This is a genomic window from Vallitalea guaymasensis (genome assembly GCF_018141425.1).
GTDB lineage: Bacteria > Bacillota > Clostridia > Lachnospirales > Vallitaleaceae > Vallitalea > Vallitalea guaymasensis.
The window spans coordinates 2,524,279-2,548,634 of record NZ_CP058561.1; the positions used below are offsets into that span (position 1 = coordinate 2,524,279).

The window sequence follows — 24,356 nt, forward strand, 5'->3', positions numbered from 1 at the left end:
ACTTAGACAGCTCTATTTTAATAACGACATGTTAGCTTTTAGATTTTTTATTGATATATTCGGACACATTTTCCTCTAAAAGATAAAGTGGAATTTCACCATTTATTAATATGACATCATGGAATTCTTTTATGTCAAAATCATCACCAAGGGCTTCTAGAGCTTTTTCTTTTAGATTATTAATAAAATACCTACCATATGCATAATGTAAGGTTTCACCAGGATTAGCAATGGCTCTATCTACTATGGATTCCATTTGTTCGCCAAAATACAAAGAGTAAGTGTTGATAACCTCTTCTCTAGAAGCTCCATAGTAATGTATATATAGATCCACCAAGGTTAAAAGTGCATATGACGCATCAAGATTATATATCATCAACTGATTTATCTGAGGGTTACCATAATCAATAAAACCAAAAGCCAAACCTTCAATATAAGAAGCCCACCCTTCAGAAAAACAAGTGAAATCAATAGCTTTTCTTATGTTAGGTATATTTTCTTGTTGATATGCGATAGAAAACTGAAAATGATGTCCAGGGATTCCCTCATGGCAAACAACAAGAAAATCATTGATGTTAAGGTTGTTATAAGCAGAAGTCTGTAAAAACATGTTTCCGTATTTTTTAAGATCAATACTAACAGGTAGATAGAATGCACTTGGTAAGTCTTTTTCTAAGTAGTTAGGGATAGTTTTACTATTGATTTTTGGAATATGATAATCATAAAAATTCTTATTGGTTAGTTCCTTGCATTTTTGGTATAACTCTTCAAAGTTATTAAAGGGCTTAGGCTGTAAATCATCTATTTCAGTAAGGTCAGGGTATTTTTCAAGTATGGATTGTATTCCTTTTGATGATTCAATAAATGAGTCATTAGCCCACTCAAATAGGTCTTCAGGTGTAATATTAGTTCCTGTATTAGATTTTATTAGATGTGCATAATACTCTCTACCCTTTGGAAAAGTATAAACACCAGAAGTAATTATTGTCTGGGACTTAATCTTTTCTAGTTCCTCGATTAGATTGGTATATGCAGGATAAACATAATCATTTATTGTTTTTAAACATTCAGCTTTGAGAGATTCTTTATCAGAATCTGATATTTCAGTTGACTGGTTAACATAATCACAAAAAGCCAAATATAAAAAATTTTCTTCGGGTGGTGTCATAAAAGCTTTGCATTGGTCAATAACTTTATTAGAAATGTATTCGGGCTGTATATAACCTTTTTGTGCTTTAGCCTGTTCACCTTTCATAAGCTCAGCTATTGAGGTTGGAAATTGTTTCAGACGTGCTATAAAATTATCAGCGTCAGCTTTGTTCTTAATAGGAATCTGGGACAAAGTAAGTGGTATACCAATATGAAAACCTAATGTATGCTTAATATTATAGGAATAATCAACATATTCCTCACCTTCAATATTAAGTTCCAAATAATATTTAATTATCTTATAAGAAAGCTGTTGGTCCTTAGTTAATCCAGCGATATTGAAGGTGTTCAAGGTTTTTAGATTATCACGAAGATTATCATATTGTGCTTTTAATGCTTCATCACTGAAATCATCCAATTTATCAGAAGTATCTTGTAATCCAAATTCCTGTGGAGAAGATATAAGCATAGACATTTCCAGTGGTGAAGATGTAATATACTCTTTAAACATATTATCAAGAAATGTATCAAACCTGCTGCTATCATCTATTTTAATATTTTTTGTAATCTGTTTTTCAGATGGTAAGTCAGGTATATATGTTATATCATCATTAGGTTTTTTAGTACAACCTTGAAGAATTAGTGAAATCAATAAAAAAGTACTCAAGATACTGACTATAGTCTTCTTTTTGAAATTAATTTTGCCCATTAGTTTCTCCCCTTTAAGGTGATTGTTAAATTGTTATTAGCTTATTACTATTAAATTATGTTCATTATAACTATTATATTCAGTTAAATCATATTAAATAACGTATCAATAGAAAATATCATGCTTCATATTATAAGGAGGTTTTAAAATGAAATCAATATGTTTAGATTATTCCAATGTAGATAAATATATAAACAATCAAGAACTACAAAGAAAAATTGAAGATAACAAACAATTGCTAGAAACTTGTATGAAATCAAAAGCAACAGATTCTGACTCCATGGGATGGATTAATACCTATCACTCCAATGACGAAGATATGTTAAAGAAAATAGAAGACAAAGCAGCAGAAATTAGAGAAAATGCAGATGTTTTTATACTAATAGGTGTAGGCGGTTCCAATCAAGGAGCTAGAGCAGTCATAAAAGCCATGGGAGACAGCAAAGTAGATATCCTATACGCAGGCAATAACCTATCACCAGCATACCTTAATAACATGATGGATAAAATAAAAAACAAATCCGTCTACGTTAATGTAATAGCCAAGAATTTTGCTACACTAGAACCTGGAATCACATTTAGAGTACTTAGACAATATCTAGAAAAAACATACGGTGAACAAGAAGCCGCCAAAAGAATAATAGCTACAGGCTCATTGAATGGCAGTTCACTAGAAAAACTAGGAAAGATGAAAGGATATACTCTACTTCCTTTCCCTCTTGACGTGGGAGGAAGATTCTCAGTCCTAACCCCCGTAGGTCTCCTTCCCATAGCAGTATCAGGTGTAGATATAAGACAACTCCTATTTGGCGCAAGCGAAATGGAAAAATCAATCCACACTGCAAGCCTTAATAACAATGACGTAATCAACTATGCCCTAATAAGAAATATACTCCTTGAAAAAGGATACAACATTGAGATATTAGGGATATTTGAACCATTAATGGAATACTTCAACAAATGGTGGGTACAATTATTCGGTGAGAGTGAAGGAAAAATCGGAAAAGGTATCTATCCATCATCATGCTCATTCTCAGAAGACCTCCATTCACTTGGACAATACATTCAAGATGGACAAAAAATACTATTTGAAACATTTATAAACATAGAAGATATGGAATCAAGTTATCCTATCCCCCTTGAAAATGAGGACATAGATGAATTCAATTATCTAAACGGTAAGGACTTCAGCTTCCTCAACAAGAGTGCATATGATGCTACAGTCAAAGCTCACTACGAAGGTGGAGTTCCTGTTTTAGTACTGAATGTACCTAAGCTAACACCTTACTATATGGGTCAACTATTCTATTTCTTTGAATTCGGGTGTTATTTGTCAGCTACTATATTAGGGGTCAATCCTTTCAATCAGCCGGGTGTAGAAGCTTATAAGACTAATATGTTTAAGACTTTGAAGGCTTAAGGAATTTGTAGGATTTTTTGGGGATTAGAGTAAGTTTTTTAATAACAACGGTTGTATGTGAAAACCATATATAGTGATAATCACTCTCGTTACATTTGTTGTCCTTATCTGTTTTAAAGGAATAACAACAAGCTGTAAAAATTTTTCTTATCACTATATATGGTTATTAATATATTTGGCGCTCTTGATAGAGTAAAAAACAGCGGTTTTAATACGTGAAGTTGATAAAATGCTGTTACTTTAACGGGGAAGATTGTAATATAACGTACCATCAGCGAAAGTAGTATAGGGTTCATTTTACGAAGACCGATCCTTGGAGTAAGGCGAAGTAAAATGAACCCTATACTACATCCCCATATAACCGTTAGTCCACTCACATAAAAAACTACCCCCAAACATATTACACCCCTATACATCTGTTAGTCCATCATAATACAATAAAACAAATCACCATACACAATAAGCTATACTTCCCAACACAAAAAATACTTTGCATTTTTTTTGTTAAAACTATATAATATATCATAACGATAAAAGCACGATTATTACTATATAATAGGTTAAAAACTTATGAATCATAAATAATTACTCTAATTACGTAGATAATAATCATAAGAAAAACGAACGGAGGAAATTCAAATGGCAAAAAAACCATTTTACATTACAACACCAATATACTATCCAAGTGATAAGTTGCATATAGGTCATTCATATACAACTGTGGCTGCCGACACTATGGCTAGGTACAAGCGAATGCGTGGTTATGATGTCATGTTTTTAACTGGAACAGATGAACATGGACAAAAAATAGAGAAAGTTGCTAACAAACAGGGGATAACTCCTAAAAAATATGTGGATAACATTGTGGATTGGATAAAAGATCTGTGGAAAACTATGGATATTTCATATGATAAATTCATAAGAACGACAGACAAAGAACACGAAGAAACTGTACAAAAAATATTCAAGCAATTATACGATAAAGGTGATATATACAAGGGTTCATACGAAGGATGGTACTGTACTCCATGTGAATCGTTTTTCACTGAAAGACAATTAGAAGATGGAAAATGCCCAGACTGTGGAAGACCTGTGGATAAAGTTAAAGAAGAAGCATATTTCTTCAAACTTTCAAAATATCAAGACAAACTAATTGAATATATAGAATCACACGAAGAATTTATTCAACCAAAAACAAGACAAAATGAAATGCTTAATAACTTTCTAAAACCAGGACTCGAAGACTTATGTGTTTCTAGAACATCATTTGAATGGGGTATTCCTGTAGAATTTGACAAGGGACATGTAGTTTATGTATGGTTGGATGCATTATCAAACTATATATCAGCACTAGGATACAGCTCAGACAACGATGAAAAATACAAAAAATACTGGCCTGTAGATGTACACTTGGTAGGAAAAGAAATCGTAAGATTCCATACAATAATATGGCCAGCTATGTTGATGGCACTTGGTGAGCCTTTACCAAAACAAGTATTTGGTCATGGATGGTTAGTAATAAATGGCGGAAAAATGTCAAAATCAAAAGGTAATGTAGTAGATCCTAAGATATTAGTAGATAGATATGGTTCAGATTCAATTAGATATTTCTTAATGAGAGAAATAGCTTTTGGACAAGATGGTAACTTTACTAATGAAACACTTATCCAGAGAATTAATTCAGACCTTGCTAATGATTTAGGTAATTTGGTATCTAGAACAGTAGCGATGATCAAAAAATACTTTGGTGACGAATTCCTAACTAAGTTTGATGCTACTGAATATGACAAAGAAGTAGAGGAAATGGCACTTAACACTGTGGAAAAAGTAGAAGATGTCATGGAACAATTATTCTTTAGCGATGCCCTAGTAGAAATATGGAACTTAGTAAGAAGAACTAATAAATACATTGATGAAACAAGACCATGGGTATTGGCAAAAGAAGAAGATAAAAAACCAGAACTTGCAAATGTTCTTTATCACCTAGCAGAAAATCTTAGAATAATATCAATACTTATTGAACCTTTTATGCCTAATACACCAAAGCTGATGAGAGAACAATTAGGAATAACAGATGAAAGTATCATGACTTGGGAAAGTACTAAAAAATGGGGTAAACTATCTAAGGATATAAAAGTTAATCAAGGTAATATCATATTCCCAAGAATAGATATCACTAAAGAGTTAAAAGATTTAGAAGAAGCTCAAAAAGCTGGTAAAGAAGAGCCAAAAGAAGTAAAAGAAGAAGATTACATCTCTATTGATGATTTTGCAAAAGTAGAATTAAAAGTAGGAGAAGTAATTGATTGTAATAAAGTAGAAGGTGCTGATAAATTATTAGTATCTAAAATAAAAATAGGTAGTGAGGTAAGACAAATCGTATCAGGTATAGCAAAGAGTTACTCACCTGGTGAAATGATAGGTAAAAAGGTTATTGTAGTAACTAACCTGAAACCAGTCAAATTAAGAGGTGTCTTATCTGAAGGTATGATATTAGCTGCTTCACTTAAGAAGAACTTAGTTGTAGCAACTGTTGATGGAGACATCAATAGCGGAGCTGTTGTAAGGTAACTAACTCAACTTTCCCACTTCGATATATTATGCAGGTAAGCTAATTAAAAGGCTTTACAGAATAAAAATATAGGTGTTTCTTCTATGTTTTTATTCTGTAAACCAAACCTATAACCTTTAATTTACCTGAATTAAATTAAAGGTGGGAAAGTTGAGGAATAAATTAGCCGGATAATGGCTTAGGTTAAGGTTGGGTGTATGTACTATATTATTATGTATATACACCCAATTATCTTGTTTTATAGGAAATACCATTTTAATTAGCTGACGGGATATTAACCTACACTAACGGAGCGAACGTTAAGTAGTTTATTAGTACTTTATACTAATAGTAATATAAATTGAGGTGAGAACAATGATATTTGAAAGTCATGCACATTATGATGATGAGAAATTTGATATTGATAGAGATGATTTATTGGAGCGTCTGCCAGATGAAGGTGTAGAATATATAATCAATGTTGCAGCCAATATTGATTCAGCTTACAAATGTGTTGAATTAGCAAAAAAATATGATTATATATATGCTGCTGTAGGTGTTCATCCAGATGATGTAGAAAATATGAAAAAAGAAGATCTGAAGACCATAAAAGAGTTATCAGATTATGATAAAGTTGTAGCTGTTGGAGAAATAGGGCTTGATTATTATTATGAAAATTCTTCAAAAGAGCTTCAGAAGTTGTGGTTCAGTGAGCAGATAGAAACAGCAAAAGAATTACAATTACCTATAATAGTACACAGCAGAGACGCGGCAAAAGATACAATGGATATAATTAAATCAACTGATGCAAAACAAATTGGTGGAGTAATACATTGTTACTCAGGAAGTAGCGAATTAGCACGGGAATATGTTAAAATGGGATTTTATATTGGTGTTGGCGGTGTTGTTACTTTTAAGAACGCTAATAAGTTAAAAGAAGTAGTAAAAGAAATTTCTATTGATAACATTTTAATAGAAACCGATTCACCATATCTAGCACCAGTACCTAATAGAGGTAAAAGAAATGATTCCAGCAATCTAAAATATGTTATCCAACAAATTGCAGAGTTAAAAAATATGTCTTACGAGGAAATATTAAAAAGTACTTATGAAAATGCAAAAAAACTATTTAGAATAAAATAGATAGTTTTAGGGTTAAGCCATAATCAAGTATTATGACTTAACCTATCTTCTAATTACTTTTTTCTATCTCTGACATTAATTCCTCTAATAGTAAATCAATTTGTTTAGACATTTCTATTATATCAGTATCAATAGTAAGATTGCTATTAATTTGATTGATGATATTAGATAGATTTTCATTTACTTGATAAATTATTTCAGTACTTTGCATAGAAGGCACCTCACTTAACTTTTGATCTTATTAATAGGAATTTGAATAATTTGATAATTGAATCTAGCCCGTTGATAATTAAGTAATAATAGGTAATAATATGTGCGAATAAGACTATGAAGTAGTACAGGAATAGTGGTTAATATTTAATTATGTAAAAATAAATTTGTTTATATATATATTCTATCATATAAATCGAATATATAAAGAAAAAAATGTAAATTTTTATAAAAACTCGAAAAATTAATTATTTTTATATGTTTTGTTTAGGATTTAAACTAAATGACATCATTATACAATATATAGTATAGAATACAAATAATTACCCGTATATATTGTTTATAAATGTAAAATATTGGAATTTAATATAATGTACAATTATCTATAAAATTAAATTCATAATTAGTAAAATATGACAAATATTTAATATATTAATAATTTATTATCGGGTTATACTTAATTTATTACCATAATGATATAAATAAAATAATAAAAGAGGTGATTTTTATTACAGAACCAATTGCTTCTCCTAAAAAAACCATAGAAATAATAAAAAAATATGACTTTGCATTTCAGAAAAAATTTGGACAGAACTTTCTGATAGATTCTCATGTACTTAATAAAATTATTACATCTTCAAATATAACCAAAGAAGATGTAGTAATAGAAATTGGTCCAGGTATAGGAAGCCTTACTCAACAATTAGCTGAAAATGCAAAACAGGTAATAGCTGTAGAAATTGATAAAAAACTTATACCTATACTAGAAGATACTTTAAGTGACTATAATAATATTACAATCATCAATGAAGATATCTTGAAAGTGGATATAGTAAAACTGGTAGAAGAAAAAAATGATAATAAACCAATAAAAGTCGTTGCCAATCTTCCATATTACATCACAACTCCTATAATAATGGGATTGTTTGAAAGTAATGTTCCAGTGGATAGTATTACAGTAATGGTACAAAAAGAAGTGGCAGACAGAATGAAAGCAAAACCTGGGACTAAAGATTATGGAGCACTATCTTTAGCTGTAGGGTATTATAGCGAACCTTATATTGTTGCCAATGTACCACCTAACTGTTTTATGCCAAGACCCAAAATTGGTTCTGCTGTAATCAAGCTAACAAAACATAAACAACCTCCAGTAGATGTTGAGGATGCCAAATTGTTGTTCAAGATCATTAGAGCATCTTTTAATCAAAGAAGAAAAACTCTTATTAATGGACTATATAATAACTTAGATGGTATGTTTGACAAAGATCAATTAAAACAGGCTATAGAAAATATCGGATTAAAACTTAATGTAAGAGGGGAAACTCTCAGCCTAGAGGAATTTTCTAATTTAGCAAACGAATTATACAAGCTAATTAAATAAAATGAATTATTAATTATACTAAAACCTCCCTAACATAAATATAAATGTATAAAGGGGGGTTTTAATGTGCAATCAAATAAATATAATCGGCAAGTAACAATGTTTGAACAAGAAGATAAAGGATATGTTTCTGTAGGGAACAAATCTTATGGATATTGTAAGATAGAAACAAGAGGTAATAAGTGCAGAATAAAATTATCTGTAAATGGACTTATAAAATCAAATCAATACATTTATAAAGCGTGTCTTGTAAAAACTACTGAAAACAGTAGCCATATGATACCTATAGGAGTTATAGAATTAGACAATAATAATTGTGCCAGCTTAAATATAAATACTGATACTGATAATATAATGAAAAAAGATATACCCATCAATGATATTTCGATTATAGCTATAACCTGTAAAGAAAATGACAACAAATTTAAATTTCCTTTAGTAGGATATATAAAAGAAATAGATTATCCTTGGAAAAAGAATATAAATATAGATAGAAAAATCAATAACCACTCAAGAATAGAAAAATCACAAATTAATAAAGAGATTCTGATTGAAGAAAATAAAGTAATTGAAACAGAACCTAACCATATTAACAAAACAGATACTGATAAATCCAAAACGGAGAAAATTATAAAAACAAATATTATAGATGATTCTCAAACAAAAAAGCAAAGTAATGAGAATAACAATGGTCCTAAGATTGACGATACTAAATTAACCCAAGAAAATACTAACACCAACGTATATAATAAGGAATCAGAGAATGACAAATCTATAGAAATTGATGATATAGGAAACCAAACTTTTGATATTATAAAAGAGCATTTTGATAAAAATGAACTGACTAAAATATATGATAATATATTTAAGGAATATCCAAAAATGAAACCATTTGAGGGGAAGTATTCTAATAAAGAGTGGATTCGTATTGAACCTGCAGACATTATCTATTTTCCTATTGAATCCTGGCTGCTTACAAATAATACATTTTTGCTCAATGCATATAGAAAATATAAGCATCTAATACTTGGAAGAGATATGGATTGTGACAGAGGAAAACCATACTTCATACTTGGAGTACCTGGCATATACTATCCAAAAGATAAAGTAGCCGCATATTTCTATGGATTCAAAGATTTTGTATGCTGTTCAGGAGCCAAAACCAAATCAGGAGAATACGGATATTGGGTCAAAGAAATAGATTGTCCAATGTAATTAAATTGTAATGCTATTGACATCTAAAATACACATAAAAATGATAATATAATTATGAAAACTATCCCCCCTTTTATTTATGATAAATTTACATATTTTTATCCTACCGCCGTGGTAGGATTTTTTTTACAAACAAAAAACTCAGCCCTTTAAACACGGACGTTTAACGGGCTGACGAAATATTCCCAGGTACTACCTATGCGACTGTGAGCTATATTAAATAATTAAATTCCTTAATTAGTAGCAGTCTTAGCTCTAACATTCCTAAAATAATAACTAACATAGCTAGAAAGAGCAATCAACTCCAAAATTATTGCTATGAACATAACTGTAATACTTATAAAATGATCCGGTAAAACAATTATTAAAAATATGGCAGCTGCAAATGTTACAGTTGCAAGTTTACCAAATTTGTTAGATGGTATAACGGTCTTTTCTTTTCTAAAATATAAGATAATACCTGATATAATTAAACAAGTCTCTTTAATTAAAATTATAAGCAATACCCAAATAGGTACATATTTTGAATAATATAAACAACCTAGTGTAGTTACCAGCATAAGTTTATCAGCTAAAGGGTCCAAGACTATTCCTACAACTGAAACCACATTGTATTTTCTTGCAATATATCCATCAAGAAAATCAGTAAGACTAGCAACCAAGAATATTATTAAAGCATAGATATGTGCATTCTCCACCGATGAAAAGAAAACTACAGGAAATAGTGGCACAAGGAACATTCTAATTATGGTTAGGATATTTGGTACATACTTCATTGTTATTCCCCCTTGTTAATTGCATAATCCATAATTAATACGATATGATTATTATATATAAAAGATAAATCCACGTCTATAGTTTTAACTATATTAATTAATTTTTTTGCAACTTAACATTAAAAAAGAATATTATTACTATACAATAAAGATTATTTATTAATATGTGCCACTTTTAAATCTATTTTTTTCTAATAGTTATATCTCCCATATCACAGTCAACATTATAGTCTCCTTTTTTGGAAGAAGTAGGGAAATCAGATTTTATTTTGCCCATAGATACATTTGTGGATATAATTGAATTATCATTATCATATAGATCTACCTTAATACTTCCCATATCAGACGAAATATTAAGAGAATCTAACTTTTGTTTGAAAGATGCTGTTATAGCGCCCATATCTGATTCCAGATCACAATTATCTATTTTACCGTTTGAAACGATGTTGATACCGCCCATATCTGCATTGACAGTACAATTCTTAATAGTGTTATTGGATTCCATATATATAACACCACTGCTAGAAGACATATTCAATTTATCGACCTTGGCATTATTATAATAATCTATTTTTCCCATTGAACTAGTAAGGATAACTGATTCTTTGTAATTAGCTAAAGTAATATCTATTTTCCCTAAACTGGAAATTATTTCAATGTTTTTGACATCAGAGAAAAAATCGCTATTATTAATTTCTCCAAGATTATTATTGATATATAAGGTGTCTACTTCAAAATCATTAGGAACATAGACTGTAATATCGTTTGTATAATTACCCTTATTCATGCTCCCAAAGAAATTTTTGGTAACTATTCTTTGAGTGATATCCAAAGTATTATTCTTTACATCTGTATTATAGTTGATAGAATAACTATTAGTTTTTGGTTTTGTGTAGATATACTCAACTTTTATATCTTTTCTATCTTCTTTCTTAAAAACAATTATTGCTACATCTGTGTTTATAGATATTTTATCAAGGTCTTCACAAGGGAAATTATCTACGATGGTATCCTCTGTCTTATTATAGATACTATGATCATAATCAGTAATCATAGAATCGTGTATACTTTCGTCTATGGAGTCTTGAATTATATCTTTAACTTGGTTTGGTACAAAAGGCAAGTTTTGTAACCAGTCATAATCATTTTTATCACTATCAGTAGTATCGTCATGATTGTTGTTATTACTATAAAAGGGATTAAATCCAAAATACCCTATAGTATTAATGTTGTTAGTCGAAGCATATGCAATGATACCAAAAAAAGATACTACTAATGTTATTGATAATATTATAGCCATATTTTTAAGCTTTTTCATAGCTATCCCTCCTTACAATTCGCTTGTTCCATTCAATATATTTTGTAGTAAAACTAGCATAGAGTTTCATTAACATGATGGTTCCTATTATGATAAGTCCTCCTGCACTTGCTATAAATATGAATAATAGAAATCCTAAAAATGGATGAGTTATTATATCATAAGGTATTGAAACATACATCATAGGTGAGTGGAAAACGCTAACAATCAATACAGCTACGCTAGATAGTACTAATGCTATTCCAACAATGAAAAATGATGCTAGTACAGCCCAACAAGCTATATAGAGACCTATCATTATTAAGTTGAAAAAAATCATTCCAATCAGTATGCCTATGGAATACTGGCTTCCATTTCTTGTATTGTCAGTAGTTCTAGTAGTATTTGTAGAATAATTATTCTTTTCTCTTGTATGTAAATTAGGAATGTACCCTGCTGCGATTGTCTCTGGATTACCAAGTTCTTTAGATATCTCTTCTTCGGTTTTTCCATCAGATAATCCCGATTTGAAGTGTTCTTCATAGTCATACATAATGTCTCTACGTTCATCATATGGAAGAGATTCAAGCAGGATATCCAATTTTTTTAAATACTCATTCTTATTCACTTATATCTTCCTCCTCAATTAAAGAATTAACTCTTGAAACAAAATCATACCACTCATTACTTAGTTCCTCTTTGGCTTCATGGCCTTTTTTGGTAAGTGTATAATATTTTCTGGGTGGTCCCTCTGTAGATTCTTTGAGGTAAGTTTCAAAATAATTCTCTTTTGTTAATCTTCTAAGTAAAGGATAAATGGTTCCTTCAGATATTCTTACATTATTGGATATCTTTTTGACTAACTCATAACCATAATAATCGTCTCTTGAGAGTAGAGATAATACACATAACTCTAATACGCCTTTCTTAAACTGTATATTCATATATTAACCTCCCATGGCATTAACCTCTCAAAAAGTAATAACTTCGAGTTTGTATAATGCTGTGATTATAGTATATCACACACTACCTAATAATGCAAGGTACTAAATAAAGCTTCCATGTGTGCTATGTATTATAGGTGTTTATAGCTGGAAGGTCAGAAAAGTGTTTTGTTCTGACGTGGTTTCTGCAAAATAGTATATGTATATGTTTCGCCAGCTACTTGCTCGTCCTGAGCTCAATAAAATAATAATGCACATCGAGTCCATTATTATTTCTGACAGTCCAGTAGGGCTGTCAGATTAAAAGCTGGGTTCGGCGTCCTGCCTCACTACTTCACATATACTTATACTATTTTGCTCCTTATACCTTGGTTATTATCACAAAACACTTTTCTTCTTAGAAGCGCGTTGGATAACTTTTTGTGTTGGTATATATTAGGAAATAAAAATTTCAGAGTCGGTATGAATGAGACTGTAATATCACAATATGTATAAATTCATAGAAATAAGTCTATCATTTATATGATAGGTGTTAGGATAGGTTGGCTCAGTAAATATTTGAAATAAATTCTTGACAATTATAGTCAATTCAGATATACTTTGATTATCAAAGTATTTGCATCGCAAAATAAATAGGAGATAATGATATGAAAAATGTTAGAATCATTGGAACAGGTAGTTATTTACCCGATAATATAGTATCAAATGATGATCTATCCTCCTTTGTTGAAACAAGTGACGAATGGATTAGTAGCCGTACAGGTATTAAGAATAGAAGAATTACAACTGGAGAAGGAACAACGGATTTAGCTGTTAACGCTGCAAAAAAAGCCGTTGAATCTTCTAAGATAAACCCTAGTGAGATTGATTTAATATTAGTAGCTACTATTTCAGCCGATAATTTTACTCCATCCACTGCATGTGAAGTACAAAAAGAAATAGAAGCAGATAATGCAATGTGTTTTGATATTAACGCAGCATGCTCAGGTTTCATTTTTGCACTAAATACAGCTACAGCTTATATTAAAGCTGGTTTAGCCAAGAATGCTTTAGTAATTGGAGTGGAAGTACTTTCTAGATTGACAGATTGGGAAGATAGAAGAACCTGCGTATTATTCGGTGACGGATCTGGAGCAGTTGTGATAAGTGAATCGGAAGAAGAAGGAATTATTGATTTTGAGTGTAAATCTCTAGGTAAATTAAGTGAATACTTAGTATGTGGTGGTAGTGATCTTAAGAATCCTTATGTCAACAAAGAGTCACATAAGTATATAAAGATGAATGGACAGGAAGTTTTCAAATTTGCATGTAGCTATGTACCTAAGGGTATAAAAAATGTAATTGAAGAGTCTCCATATAATATAGAGGACATTGACTATTTTGTATTACATCAGGCTAATGAGAGAATCATCAACTCTATAGCAAAAAGACTGAAAATAGACCAAGAAAAGATTTACAAGAATATTTCTTCATATGGTAACACATCATCCGCTAGTGTACCTATTGCTTTAGATGAAATGTTTAAAAAGAACATATTGAAAAAAGGCAATAGAATTATTATCGCTGGTTTTGGCGGAGGACTTACTTATGGAGTTGCTATGATAACAATCTAAAATAATATAAAATTAATTAGGAGGAAATTATAATGGATTTTGAAAAATTGAAAGAGGTAGTAATTGATCAACTTGACGTTGAAGAAAGCGAAGTAACATTACAAGCTAAATTCATAGATGATCTTGGAGCAGATTCTTTAGACTTATTTGAATTAGTTATGGCTATAGAAGAAGAATCTGGAGTAGAGATTAAGAATGAGGACTTACCTTCAGTGATTACTGTACAAGATGCATTAGACTACGTAAAAAATAATCAGTAATGAATGATTAACTTATAACCAATCTGGGGGCACCCGATTGGTTTAAATTTTAAGGAGTGAAAATAGTGGAATCTGAGATTTGTAAGATGTTGAATATCGAATATCCAATATTTCAAGGTGCTATGGCTTGGATAGCAGAGTATAACCTGGTTGCTGCAGTATCTAATGCAGGAGGTCTTGGGATTATAGCAGGAGGAAATGCTCCTTGTGATGTTGTTAGGGAACAAATTAGGAAGACAAAAGAATTAACGGATAAACCCTTTGGAGTTAATATAATGCTTCTATCACCATTTGCTGATGAAATTGCTCATATGGTATGTGAAGAAAAAGTAGCTGTTGTCACAACGGGAGCAGGAAATCCTGGTAAATACTTAGAGATGTGGAAAGAACATAACATAAAAGTAATACCTGTAGTTCCTTCTGTTGCATTAGCTAAGAGAATGGAAAGATCAGGCGTTGACGCAATCATTGCTGAAGGTTGTGAATCAGGAGGACACGTTGGCGAATTGACTACTATGGCTCTTTTACCTCAAGTTGTAGATGCAGTCGAAATCCCAGTTATAGCTGCCGGAGGAATAGGAGATGGAAGAGGTATAGCTGCCACTAAAATGTTGGGAGCAGATGCTTTTCAAATAGGAACAAGATTCTTAGTTGCGAAAGAATGCATCGTACATAAGAATTACAAGGAAAAAATACTAAAAGCTAAGGATATTGATACACGTGTAACAGGTAAAGCTACAGGACACCCTGTTAGAGCATTAAAGAATAAGTTTACGAGAAAGTTCTTACAGCTAGAAAAAGAGGGAGTCAGTGTAGAGGATTTAGAAGAATTCGGCACAGGTAAACTAAGATTAGCTGTTGTAGATGGAGATGTAGCAAATGGTTCCGTAATGTCTGGTCAAATAGCTGGTATGATCAAGAAAGAGCAGACATGTAGTGAAATCATCAAAGAACTTGTTATAGATGCTGATAAGGTTATTGATAATATAAGAAATTAAAACAGTTAGTTTGATATATTGAAAGGAATGAAAACCATGGGAAAGACAGCTTTTTTATTTCCAGGTCAAGGAGCTCAATACCTTGGTATGGGAAAAGAAATAGCTAACAATTACGAGAGCAGTAAAAAAATCTTTCAAATTGCTAGTGAAGCATTAGGATTTGATATAGAAGAAATATGTAATGAAAAAGAAGATGTTCTTAATAATACAGAATATACACAACCTGCAATTCTAACTACTACCATTGCTATTTTAGAAGCTGTAAAAGAACATGGATTAAAAGCAGATGTAGTTGCTGGATTAAGCTTAGGGGAATACAGTGCGCTTGTTGCCAATGAGGCAATGGATTTTAAAGAAGCGGTAAGTCTTGTTAGAAAAAGAGGAAAATATATGGAAGAAGCTGTACCAGAGGGTAAAGGCTCTATGGCAGCAGTTCTAGGTTTGGAGCCATGTACAGTAGAAGAGATATGTGACGGTATAGATGGAATGGTTAGACCTGCCAATTATAATTGCCCAGGGCAGATTGTTATTGCGGGAGAAGTAGAGGCTCTAAATATTGCCTGTGAAAAATTAGAAGAAGCAGGGGCAAAACGAGTAATTAAGCTTAATGTAAGTGGACCTTTTCATACCCCTATGCTTAACCCAGCAGCAGAAAAACTTGAAAAAGAATTAGAAGACATTAGCATTGTTAAAAATAATATACCTTACATAACCAATGTAACAGCTGATTATGTAGATGATCATAATAATGTTAAAACACTTTTAACAAAACAAGTTGTCTCTCCAGTAAGATGGGAAGAGACAATCAATAGAATGATAGATGATGGTGTGGATACATTCGTTGAAATAGGACCAGGAAAAACACTATCCTCATTTGTAAAGAAAATAGATAGGACCAAGAAAATAGTTAACATACAAGATATGAAGACATTGAGTAAGGCGATTAAATCAATAGAGGGTTAGTATTAGAATCCCAGAGAAAGGATGATAATTGATGGATAAGGTTGCTATAGTGACTGGAGCTTCAAGAGGAATAGGTAAAGCAATAGCCCGTAGATTAGCAAGTGATGGAATAATAGTAGCAGTTAATTATAGAAGCAGTGAAGAAGAAGCCAAAAAAGTAGTTGAAGAGATTGTTGCAGATGGTGGTAGAGCAAAAGCTTATAAAGCTGATGTAAGCAATTTCGAAGATGCTCAGAAATTAATATCAGAGGTTAAAGAGGAACATGGAAGAATAGATATCCTTGTTAATAATGCTGGAATAACAAAAGATATGTTGATGCTTAAGATGACGGAAGTAGAATTCGATGACGTAATAAGAGTCAATCTAAAGGGAACATTCAACTGCATCAAACATGTTAACAGGATTATGTTAAAACAAAAATGCGGTAGGATAATAAATATTTCATCTGTAATAGGTGAAATAGGTAATGTTGGGCAGGCTAATTATGCAGCATCAAAGGCAGGAATTATAGGACTTACTAAATCAATGGCTAAAGAATTAGCTACAAGGAGTATAACTGTTAATGCTGTTGCACCAGGTTTTATAGAGAGTGATATGACTGATATATTAACAGACAAAATAAAAGACCAGATTCTATTGAATATACCTATGAAACGTATTGGTAGAGCCACTGAAGTAGCAAACGTGGTAGCTTTTTTAGCTTCTGATAAAGCAAGCTATGTTACGGGTCAGGTAATTAATGTAGACGGTGGAATGGTTGTTTAATTACATGAAAGGAAGGTTAGCATTAGCATGAAGAGAAGAGTTGTCATAACTGGATTAGGTGTTATTACACCTGTTGGAAATAATGTAGATGAATATTGGAATAATCTAAAAGCAGGAAAAATTGGATTTGGAGAGATTACTTCATTTGATTCAAGTGAATATAGAGCAAAAATAGTAGCTGAAGTAAAAAATTTTGAAGCTAAAGAATATATAGAAAGAAAAAAAGCTAAGAGAATGGATAGATTTACTCAATTCTCCATAGCAGCAGCTAAAGAAGCAATAGATGACTCAGGTCTTGACTTAGAGAAGGAAGACGTTGAGAGAATTGGTGTTATCGTTGGAACAGGTGTCGGCGGATTAGGTTCAATTGAAAAAGAAGCACAAAAATTATTAGCTAAAGGGCCTAACAAAGTTTCTCCTATGTTCATACCAAAAGTAATTACCAATATGGCAGCAGGTAATATCGCTATTCAATTTGGATTAAAAGGAGTATGTACCAATGTAGTTACAGCATGTGCTACGAGTACTAATACTATAGGTGATGCTTTTAGAACAATACAATATGGTGATGCAGATGTTATGGTTGCAGGTGGAACCGAAAGTTGTATAGTACCTCTTGGAGTTTCAGGATTTACAGCTCTTCAAGCATTAAGCAGCAGTGAAGATCCTGCAAAAGCATCAAGACCATTTGATAAAAACAGAGATGGTTTTGTTATGGGAGAAGGATCAGGGATTGTAATTCTAGAAGAATTAGAACGTGCCAAGGCTAGAGGTGCTAAGATATTAGCTGAAGTAAAAGGATATGGAGCTGCTTGTGATGCTTACCATATTACTGCACCAGCACCTGGTGGAGAAGGTGCTGCAAGAGCCATGAAATTAGCTATAAAAGATGCAGACATCAAACCAGAGGATGTATCTTATATCAATGCCCATGGAACAAGTACTGAATATAATGATAAATTGGAAACAGCTGCTATCAAAACAGTATTTGACGAGTACGCTTATAAAGTTCCTATCAGTTCAACGAAATCAATGATAGGACATTTACTAGGAGCAGCTGGAGCAGTAGAAGTCGTTGCATGTGTAAAAACCATATTAGATGGTTTTGTACATCCGACAGTAGGATATACAACACCGGACGAAGAATGTGACTTGGATTATATTCCAGTAAAGGGAAGAAATCTAGATGTAAAATATGTTCTTTCTAATTCGCTTGGTTTTGGTGGACACAATGCATCATTAATCATAAGTAAATATGAGGAATAAACCTAGGTGATGGTTTAAAATAATAGTGTAAGGAAGTGATGATTCTTGAAATTTGAAAATATAAAAGAGCTTATAAATCTAGTAAGTGATAAAGGGTTAACACGTGTAGATATTGAGAAAGATGGTTGTAAGATATCCATAAGAAAAGAAAAAGAAGTTTTGATGACATCAAACCCAGAACCTTATGTACAAAAACCGAATACAAGCCAGACTGTTAACGTCAATAAAGAGACTGTACAAGAAAATGACAGCCATAAAGTAGAAGTAGAAGATGAAAATACAGTAACAATCAAATCACCTATAGTAGGAACATTTTATAGTGCTCCAAGTCCTGATGAAGATGATTACGTTAAAATAGGAGATAAAGTATCAAAAGGCAAGACTCTATGTATTATAGAAGCTATGAAGTTAATGAATGACATAGAAGCTGAAGTTTCAGGTGAGATTGTTGATGTATTGGTAGAAAATGAAGAAATAGTAGAATATAATCAGCCTCTGTTTAAAATTAGACCATAGATAATTTATTATTTGTATCAAAGGCATTTATTACTTTTTAAAACATTAAGAGGAAAGGAATAGATTGTTATGTTAGATGCTGTGGAAATTCAAAAGATTATCCCACATAGGTACCCATTTTTACTAGTTGACAGAATAACAGAGATGGAACCTGGTAAAAGAGCGATAGGCTATAAAAATGTCACAATGAATGATTATTTTTTTGCTGGACATTTTCCAGAAGAACCAGTAATGCCAGGAGTGCTTATTGTTGAAGCTCTTGCCCAAGTGGGAGCAGTTACTATGCTTAGTTTAGAAGAATATAAAGGTAAAACAGCATATTTTGGCGGTATAAATAAAACTAAGATAAGACGAAAAGTTGTACCTGGAGATAGATTGGATTTGGAAATAGATATCATAAAACAAAAAGGTCCAGTAGGAGTAGGAAAAGTAGTGGCATCTGTTGATGGTGAAATAGCTGTTACTGGAGAATTAACTTTTATTGCTAAATAGTTGATAAAAAGTTAGTAGAAGTAGAGGTGAATTATGTTTAATAAGATTCTGATTGCTAATAGAGGAGAAATTGCTGTAAGGATTATTAGAGCCTGTCGAGAAATGAATATACAGACAGTAGCGGTATATTCAGATATTGATAAAGAAGCTCTTCATACACAATTGGCAGATGAGGCTATATGTATTGGACCTGCACCAGCCAAAGACAGTTATCTTGATATTAAGAGGATAATTAGTGCAGCGATTGTTACAGGTGCTAATGCAATACACCCTGGCTTTGGATTCTTGTCCGAAAACAGTAAATTTGCTAAGGTATGTGAAGAATGCAACATTACATTCATAGGTCCAACAGGTGATATGATGGACAGAATGGGTAATAAATCAAAAGCTAGAGAAACAATGATTGAAAATAATATACCAGTTGTACCGGGTTCAGAAGGTGCTGTAGATGGTATTGATGAAGCCATAGAATTAGCAGATAGTATCGGTTACCCAGTCATTATCAAAGCATCCGCTGGTGGTGGTGGAAGAGGTATGCGTATTGCTAATAGTAGAGAGGAACTAGTTAACTCCTATAAAACTGCAAGTGCGGAAGCAAAAAGTGCTTTTGGTGATGACACTATGTATTTGGAAAAATATGTAACGAATCCTAGACACATTGAATTCCAAATCTTAGCTGATAATTATGGTAATACAGTACATCTAGGTGAAAGAGATTGTTCCATGCAGAGAAGACATCAGAAAGTTCTAGAAGAATCACCTTCTGCAGCTATTGACGATGAGCTTAGAAAAAGAATGGGTAAAGCAGCAGTTAAAGCAGCTAAGGCAATCAATTATAAAAATGCTGGTACTGTAGAATTTTTATTAAGTGATAGTGGAGAGTTCTATTTCATTGAAATGAATACAAGAATTCAAGTAGAACATCCAGTCACAGAAATGGTTACAGGTATAGATTTGATAAAAGAACAGATAAGAATAGCTGACGGAGAAAAATTAAATTATACCCAAAAGGATGTCAAGATAGAAGGGCATGCAATTGAATGTAGAGTCAATGCAGAGAATCCTAGTAAAGGATTTAGACCGTCTCCTGGAGAGATTAGTTTTCTACATATGCCTAGTGGAAAAGATATTAGAGTAGACAGTGCCATATATTGCGGTTATAAAATACCTCCAACATATGATTCAATGATAGCAAAATTGATTGTTTATGATAAAGACAGAAAGAGTGCCATAAAGAAATTAAACAGTGCTATTGGTGAATTTATCGTTGAAGGAATAGACACTAACATAGATTTTCAATATGACTTAATAAATAACGAGAGTTTTGTAAAAGGAAATTACAATACTTCTTTTATAGAAAAGTTAATGGAGAAATAGATAACTTGATGAGGGCTGTCGGATAATACATTTTTGTAGATGGCTACATATTATCCGATAGCCCCTTGTTGAGATATAAATACCAAATGCCAATTTATTAGATACTAAGAATAGTAAAGGGTAATATTGCCGCTTAATATGCTATTTATAAAAGTAAGTTTGCCATTTCCCTAGGTTCAATATTACCTTTTACTATTTATTAGTATATAAAAGACAATGATAGCTACAACCAAATAAACCAATTAAAGGGGTATATGTATGAAAGAATTATTTAAAAAGAAAAAATACATTAAATTACCTATAAAGACAGCTGTAAACGGAAAAGAACAATACAACGATATGAGTGATCCATCAGTACCTACTGGTAAATGGATTAAATGTAATAATTGTGGAGAGATAATTTACAGAGATGACTTTGAAGCAAAAGATCAGATATGTACCAAATGTCATAAACATTTCAGGATGGATAGTGAATCAAGGATATCACAGATTATCGATTCTGGTTCTTTCAAAGAACTTAACACTAATATGGGAACCAAAAATGTTCTGGATTTTCCTGAGTATCTAGAGAAGATATCTTCATTACAAAAGAAAACAGGTCTAAAAGAAGCAGTTGTAACAGGAGAAGGTAAAATAAATGGAATAAAAGTTGTTATAGCAGTTATGGACAGCAGGTTTATGATGGGAAGTATGGGAGAAGCTGTAGGCGAGAAAGTAACTAGAGCCATTGAACATGCTACTGATAAGAAATTACCGATTATTATATTTACAGCTTCTGGTGGAGCAAGAATGCAGGAAGGAATAGTATCTCTTATGCAGATGGCTAAGACATCTTCGGCATTAGCTAAACATAGTGAAGCGGGACTATTATATATAACTGTACTTACAGACCCCACTACTGGTGGTGTTACAGCTAGTTTTGCTATGCTTGGAGATATAATTCTAGCTGAACCTGGAACCTTGATAGGATTTGCTGGGGCAAGGGTAATAGAACAGACTATAAATCAAAAATTACCAGAAGGATTTCAAAAGGCTGAATTCTTATTAGAGCATGGATATATAGACATGATCGTAGAAAGAAGAGACATGAAAAATACATTATTCAAATTGCTAGAGTTTCATCAGAACTAACGTTCATTCTAGCTGATTAATATGAGAAATTTTGAACTTTTGGCAGTTATCAATTAAAATTATATTTGAAGAGGTGTTTATTATATGAACCCATGGGAAAAAGTTAGTATAGCTAGAATGGCAGAAAGGCCTACATCAGAAGATTATATCAGGCTTATTTTTGATGATTTTATAGAACTTCACGGAGATAGATTATATAGTGATGATAAAGCTATAATAGGCGGAATAGGTTTGCTTGAAGGAATACCAGTAACGGTTATCGGTCAGCAAAAAGGACGTTCAACAAAAGAAAATATAGATAGAAATTTCGGTATGCCCCATCCAGAAGGTTATAGAAAAGCTCTAAGGCTTATGAAACAAGCCGAAAAGTTCAATAGACCAATAATATGTTTTGTAGATACTCCGGGAGCATATTGTGGATTAGGAGCAGAAGAAAGAGGTCAGGGTGAAGCGATTGCAAGGAATCTATTTGAAATGGCTAGACTGAAAGTTCCTATCATATCAGTTGTTATAGGTGAAGGCGGTAGTGGTGGAGCTTTAGCTTTAGCTGTATCAGACAGGGTTTGGATGTTGGAGAACTCCATATATTCAATATTGTCACCAGAGGGATTTGCTAGTATTCTATGGAAAGACAGCAAAAGAGCCAAAGAAGCAGCTGAAGTAATGAAAATAACTGCTGAAGACCTATTGGAATTAGGTATAATCGAGAAGATTATAGAAGAACCTGATGGAGGAGCACATAACAGTTATCACCAAATAAGTGCAGAATTAAAAGATAGTTTCATCAAAGAGTTAGAGATATTAAATGGATTAGATGAAGAGCTATTGATTGAAAACAGATATAACAGATATAGGAAACAAATCAAGGAATAAATAGTAAAATAATATGGTGAAATATAGAAGAATATAGGAAATAATTATCTAGATTTATGTCATAAAAAAGAGTATAATATAGGCAAGAAATTTCTAATTAGGTATAATCATGATCTAATTAGAATTTCTTGTCTTGTTTTATAATAGGGTGAATATAGTAACTTTGAAGGGAGAATAATAATGGCAAAGAAGAAGAAAAAAGACACAAAAACATTAAAAGCATTAGCTATATTTGTTTTGGTTATAGGAGCAGTATACTTAGGTCTTACAGTAGGAAAAGGTGCTTTTAAACCAGACACCACTGCTAAAGATGATAATGAGAACAATACTATTGCTAAGGAAGAAAATGATAATAAGGGAAAAACTGATAATGAATTAGATGAAACTAATACTGAATCCGAAATTCACCCAGAAAAAGAAGTAAAACCAGAATCAGAAGAAAAGTCAGAGACAGAAGAACCTAAGGTGACCGAAGAAGAAAAAGACAGTGAAGAAGAAAATCCTTCTGACCAAGAAGATATCAAAGAAGAAGATAATGGGGAGATACCTCAGGGAAGTAGTACAGAAGATAACTTTGATATGAATGTTGATGCATCTACTTTATCTAATAAAGGATATAGTTGGAGTTTCAAAAGAAATAAAGAACATAAAAAGGTAATTGGATATAACAAGTTTGATATTAAACAATATGGTGGTTACTATATTGTAGATACAGATGAAAAAGTTATCTATCTGACCTTTGATGAAGGATATGAAAATGGATATACACCTACCATACTTGATACACTAAAGGCTAATGAAGTAAAAGCAACTTTTTTTGTTACGAAGCCTTTCATTGAGAATAATGCGGAGTTAGCAAAAAGAATGAAAGATGAAGGTCATATAGTTGGAAATCATACTGTACATCATAAAAGAATGTATGAATTGACAGATGATGAAATTAAGTATGAGATAGAAGAAACAGCAAGATATTTTGAAGAAATGACTGGATATAAGATGGATACATTCTTCAGACCACCAGAAGGAGCATATAGTGAAAGGTCTATATACTTAACTAGGGAGTTAGGATATAAAACAATTTTCTGGAGTATGGCTTATGCCGATTGGGATACAAATAACCAAAAGGGTAAAGAATATGCTTACAATCACGTAATTAATAATGCTCATCCTGGTATGATTTCGTTACTACATGCTGTATCATCATCTAATACAGAAGCGCTTGATGATATTATTAAAACATTAAAAGAGCAAGGTTACAGATTTGGTAATCTGTATGAAATTGAATAAATGAAATGATTATATAATA

The 24,356-nt window shown here is 32.0% G+C and carries 23 protein-coding genes; 17 read left to right on the plus strand and 6 right to left on the minus strand.

The annotated features are described in order from the left end of the window. Window positions 1-31 precede the first annotated feature (31 nt). Window positions 32-1,858 (minus strand): DUF885 domain-containing protein, encoded by a 1,827-nt coding sequence (locus HYG85_RS11120; protein WP_212693504.1) that lies wholly within the window; start codon window positions 1,856-1,858, stop codon window positions 32-34. 148 nt (window positions 1,859-2,006) lie between these two features. Between HYG85_RS11120 and HYG85_RS11125 the strand changes: the two genes are divergently transcribed. From HYG85_RS11125 to HYG85_RS11135, 3 genes are all read left to right on the plus strand, one after another. Beyond that, window positions 2,007-3,278, plus strand: coding sequence for a glucose-6-phosphate isomerase (locus tag HYG85_RS11125; RefSeq protein ID WP_212693505.1), 1,272 nt, complete (start codon window positions 2,007-2,009; stop codon window positions 3,276-3,278). A gap of 639 nt (window positions 3,279-3,917) precedes the next feature. Next, window positions 3,918-5,849 carry a methionine--tRNA ligase gene (gene metG, locus HYG85_RS11130; protein ID WP_212693506.1) on the plus strand — a complete coding sequence of 644 codons (1,932 nt, stop codon included), beginning with the start codon at window positions 3,918-3,920 and terminating at the stop codon, window positions 5,847-5,849. A 355-nt stretch (window positions 5,850-6,204) separates the two neighbouring features. Further along, on the plus strand, window positions 6,205-6,972 hold the full coding sequence (locus HYG85_RS11135) for a TatD family hydrolase (protein ID WP_212693507.1): 768 nt from the start codon (window positions 6,205-6,207) through the stop codon (window positions 6,970-6,972). 49 nt (window positions 6,973-7,021) lie between these two features. Here the strand turns inward: HYG85_RS11135 and HYG85_RS11140 are convergent, their stop codons facing one another. After that, window positions 7,022-7,183 (minus strand): hypothetical protein, encoded by a 162-nt coding sequence (locus HYG85_RS11140; RefSeq protein ID WP_193774503.1) that lies wholly within the window; start codon window positions 7,181-7,183, stop codon window positions 7,022-7,024. Window positions 7,184-7,690: 507 nt separating this feature from the next. Between HYG85_RS11140 and rsmA the strand changes: the two genes are divergently transcribed. Together rsmA and HYG85_RS11150 are read left to right on the plus strand one after the other, a co-directional pair. Next, the gene (gene rsmA, locus HYG85_RS11145) at window positions 7,691-8,563 is read left to right on the plus strand and encodes a 16S rRNA (adenine(1518)-N(6)/adenine(1519)-N(6))-dimethyltransferase RsmA (RefSeq protein ID WP_212693742.1); all 873 of its coding nucleotides are present in this window, start codon (window positions 7,691-7,693) and stop codon (window positions 8,561-8,563) included. A gap of 66 nt (window positions 8,564-8,629) precedes the next feature. Continuing rightward, window positions 8,630-9,778: a DUF6128 domain-containing protein gene (locus tag HYG85_RS11150; protein WP_212693508.1), complete on the plus strand. Its 1,149-nt coding sequence runs from the start codon at window positions 8,630-8,632 to the stop codon at window positions 9,776-9,778. A 233-nt stretch (window positions 9,779-10,011) separates the two neighbouring features. Here the strand turns inward: HYG85_RS11150 and pgsA are convergent, their stop codons facing one another. The 4 genes from pgsA to HYG85_RS11170 all read right to left on the minus strand — a co-directional run bounded on the left by pgsA (window position 10,012) and on the right by HYG85_RS11170 (window position 12,795). Continuing rightward, entirely contained in the window at window positions 10,012-10,554 is a 543-nt protein-coding gene (gene pgsA, locus HYG85_RS11155; protein ID WP_113673044.1) for a CDP-diacylglycerol--glycerol-3-phosphate 3-phosphatidyltransferase, read from the minus strand. A 181-nt stretch (window positions 10,555-10,735) separates the two neighbouring features. Further along, a complete protein-coding gene (locus tag HYG85_RS11160; RefSeq protein ID WP_212693509.1) occupies window positions 10,736-11,872 on the minus strand; it encodes a DUF4097 family beta strand repeat-containing protein in 1,137 nt (378 codons plus the stop codon). Further along, window positions 11,859-12,479: an HAAS signaling domain-containing protein gene (locus tag HYG85_RS11165; RefSeq protein WP_212693510.1), complete on the minus strand. Its 621-nt coding sequence runs from the start codon at window positions 12,477-12,479 to the stop codon at window positions 11,859-11,861. The genes HYG85_RS11160 and HYG85_RS11165 overlap by 14 nt, the downstream gene beginning before the upstream one ends. Next, entirely contained in the window at window positions 12,472-12,795 is a 324-nt protein-coding gene (locus tag HYG85_RS11170; RefSeq protein ID WP_113673047.1) for a PadR family transcriptional regulator, read from the minus strand. Before HYG85_RS11170 ends, HYG85_RS11165 begins: the two co-directional genes overlap by 8 nt. Window positions 12,796-13,442: 647 nt before the next feature. On the opposite strand from HYG85_RS11170, the gene HYG85_RS11175 reads away from it, so the two are divergent. The 12 genes from HYG85_RS11175 to pdaA all read left to right on the plus strand — a co-directional run bounded on the left by HYG85_RS11175 (window position 13,443) and on the right by pdaA (window position 24,337). Continuing rightward, on the plus strand, window positions 13,443-14,408 hold the full coding sequence (locus HYG85_RS11175) for a beta-ketoacyl-ACP synthase III (RefSeq protein WP_113673048.1): 966 nt from the start codon (window positions 13,443-13,445) through the stop codon (window positions 14,406-14,408). Between the two features lie 32 nt (window positions 14,409-14,440). Continuing rightward, a complete protein-coding gene (gene acpP, locus HYG85_RS11180) occupies window positions 14,441-14,668 on the plus strand; it encodes an acyl carrier protein (protein WP_113673049.1) in 228 nt (75 codons plus the stop codon). A 65-nt stretch (window positions 14,669-14,733) separates the two neighbouring features. Continuing rightward, window positions 14,734-15,666 carry an enoyl-[acyl-carrier-protein] reductase FabK gene (fabK, locus tag HYG85_RS11185; RefSeq protein WP_330619272.1) on the plus strand — a complete coding sequence of 311 codons (933 nt, stop codon included), beginning with the start codon at window positions 14,734-14,736 and terminating at the stop codon, window positions 15,664-15,666. A gap of 36 nt (window positions 15,667-15,702) precedes the next feature. Then, window positions 15,703-16,629 carry an ACP S-malonyltransferase gene (gene fabD, locus HYG85_RS11190; protein WP_212693511.1) on the plus strand — a complete coding sequence of 309 codons (927 nt, stop codon included), beginning with the start codon at window positions 15,703-15,705 and terminating at the stop codon, window positions 16,627-16,629. Window positions 16,630-16,660: 31 nt separating this feature from the next. Then, the gene (gene fabG, locus HYG85_RS11195) at window positions 16,661-17,395 is read left to right on the plus strand and encodes a 3-oxoacyl-[acyl-carrier-protein] reductase (protein ID WP_212693512.1); all 735 of its coding nucleotides are present in this window, start codon (window positions 16,661-16,663) and stop codon (window positions 17,393-17,395) included. Window positions 17,396-17,422: 27 nt separating this feature from the next. After that, window positions 17,423-18,661: a beta-ketoacyl-ACP synthase II gene (fabF, locus tag HYG85_RS11200; RefSeq protein WP_113673052.1), complete on the plus strand. Its 1,239-nt coding sequence runs from the start codon at window positions 17,423-17,425 to the stop codon at window positions 18,659-18,661. Between the two features lie 45 nt (window positions 18,662-18,706). Next, window positions 18,707-19,177 carry an acetyl-CoA carboxylase biotin carboxyl carrier protein gene (gene accB / locus HYG85_RS11205; protein WP_212693513.1) on the plus strand — a complete coding sequence of 157 codons (471 nt, stop codon included), beginning with the start codon at window positions 18,707-18,709 and terminating at the stop codon, window positions 19,175-19,177. Between the two features lie 69 nt (window positions 19,178-19,246). Next, on the plus strand, window positions 19,247-19,669 hold the full coding sequence (gene fabZ / locus HYG85_RS11210; RefSeq protein ID WP_113673054.1) for a 3-hydroxyacyl-ACP dehydratase FabZ: 423 nt from the start codon (window positions 19,247-19,249) through the stop codon (window positions 19,667-19,669). A gap of 33 nt (window positions 19,670-19,702) precedes the next feature. Further along, on the plus strand, window positions 19,703-21,046 hold the full coding sequence (locus HYG85_RS11215; protein WP_212693514.1) for an acetyl-CoA carboxylase biotin carboxylase subunit: 1,344 nt from the start codon (window positions 19,703-19,705) through the stop codon (window positions 21,044-21,046). A gap of 258 nt (window positions 21,047-21,304) precedes the next feature. Beyond that, window positions 21,305-22,177 carry an acetyl-CoA carboxylase, carboxyltransferase subunit beta gene (gene accD / locus HYG85_RS24770; RefSeq protein ID WP_113673056.1) on the plus strand — a complete coding sequence of 291 codons (873 nt, stop codon included), beginning with the start codon at window positions 21,305-21,307 and terminating at the stop codon, window positions 22,175-22,177. Between the two features lie 84 nt (window positions 22,178-22,261). After that, the gene (locus HYG85_RS24775) at window positions 22,262-23,050 is read left to right on the plus strand and encodes an acetyl-CoA carboxylase carboxyltransferase subunit alpha (RefSeq protein ID WP_113673057.1); all 789 of its coding nucleotides are present in this window, start codon (window positions 22,262-22,264) and stop codon (window positions 23,048-23,050) included. 180 nt (window positions 23,051-23,230) lie between these two features. Then, complete coding sequence (gene pdaA, locus HYG85_RS11230; RefSeq protein WP_212693515.1) at window positions 23,231-24,337, plus strand: delta-lactam-biosynthetic de-N-acetylase; 1,107 nt, start codon at window positions 23,231-23,233, stop codon at window positions 24,335-24,337. Window positions 24,338-24,356: the final 19 nt, after the last annotated feature.

Bases quoted from the DNA above. Each gene is read 5' to 3' on its own strand.
- acpP (WP_113673049.1), top strand. From the start codon at position 14,441: ATGGATTTTGAAAAATTGAAAGAGGTAGTAATTGATCAACTTGACGTT.
- fabF (WP_113673052.1), top strand. From the start codon at position 17,423: ATGAAGAGAAGAGTTGTCATAACTGGATTAGGTGTTATTACACCTGTT.
- HYG85_RS11135 (WP_212693507.1), top strand. From the start codon at position 6,205: ATGATATTTGAAAGTCATGCACATTATGATGATGAGAAATTTGATATT.
- HYG85_RS11160 (WP_212693509.1), bottom strand. From the start codon at position 11,872: ATGAAAAAGCTTAAAAATATGGCTATAATATTATCAATAACATTAGTA.
- pdaA (WP_212693515.1), top strand. From the start codon at position 23,231: ATGGCAAAGAAGAAGAAAAAAGACACAAAAACATTAAAAGCATTAGCT.
- fabG (WP_212693512.1), top strand. From the start codon at position 16,661: ATGGATAAGGTTGCTATAGTGACTGGAGCTTCAAGAGGAATAGGTAAA.
- metG (WP_212693506.1), top strand. From the start codon at position 3,918: ATGGCAAAAAAACCATTTTACATTACAACACCAATATACTATCCAAGT.
- accD (WP_113673056.1), top strand. From the start codon at position 21,305: ATGAAAGAATTATTTAAAAAGAAAAAATACATTAAATTACCTATAAAG.
- HYG85_RS11120 (WP_212693504.1), bottom strand. From the start codon at position 1,858: ATGGGCAAAATTAATTTCAAAAAGAAGACTATAGTCAGTATCTTGAGT.
- HYG85_RS11140 (WP_193774503.1), bottom strand. From the start codon at position 7,183: ATGCAAAGTACTGAAATAATTTATCAAGTAAATGAAAATCTATCTAAT.
- HYG85_RS11170 (WP_113673047.1), bottom strand. From the start codon at position 12,795: ATGAATATACAGTTTAAGAAAGGCGTATTAGAGTTATGTGTATTATCT.
- HYG85_RS24775 (WP_113673057.1), top strand. From the start codon at position 22,262: ATGAACCCATGGGAAAAAGTTAGTATAGCTAGAATGGCAGAAAGGCCT.
- fabZ (WP_113673054.1), top strand. From the start codon at position 19,247: ATGTTAGATGCTGTGGAAATTCAAAAGATTATCCCACATAGGTACCCA.
- fabD (WP_212693511.1), top strand. From the start codon at position 15,703: ATGGGAAAGACAGCTTTTTTATTTCCAGGTCAAGGAGCTCAATACCTT.
- HYG85_RS11175 (WP_113673048.1), top strand. From the start codon at position 13,443: ATGAAAAATGTTAGAATCATTGGAACAGGTAGTTATTTACCCGATAAT.
- HYG85_RS11215 (WP_212693514.1), top strand. From the start codon at position 19,703: ATGTTTAATAAGATTCTGATTGCTAATAGAGGAGAAATTGCTGTAAGG.
- pgsA (WP_113673044.1), bottom strand. From the start codon at position 10,554: ATGAAGTATGTACCAAATATCCTAACCATAATTAGAATGTTCCTTGTG.
- HYG85_RS11125 (WP_212693505.1), top strand. From the start codon at position 2,007: ATGAAATCAATATGTTTAGATTATTCCAATGTAGATAAATATATAAAC.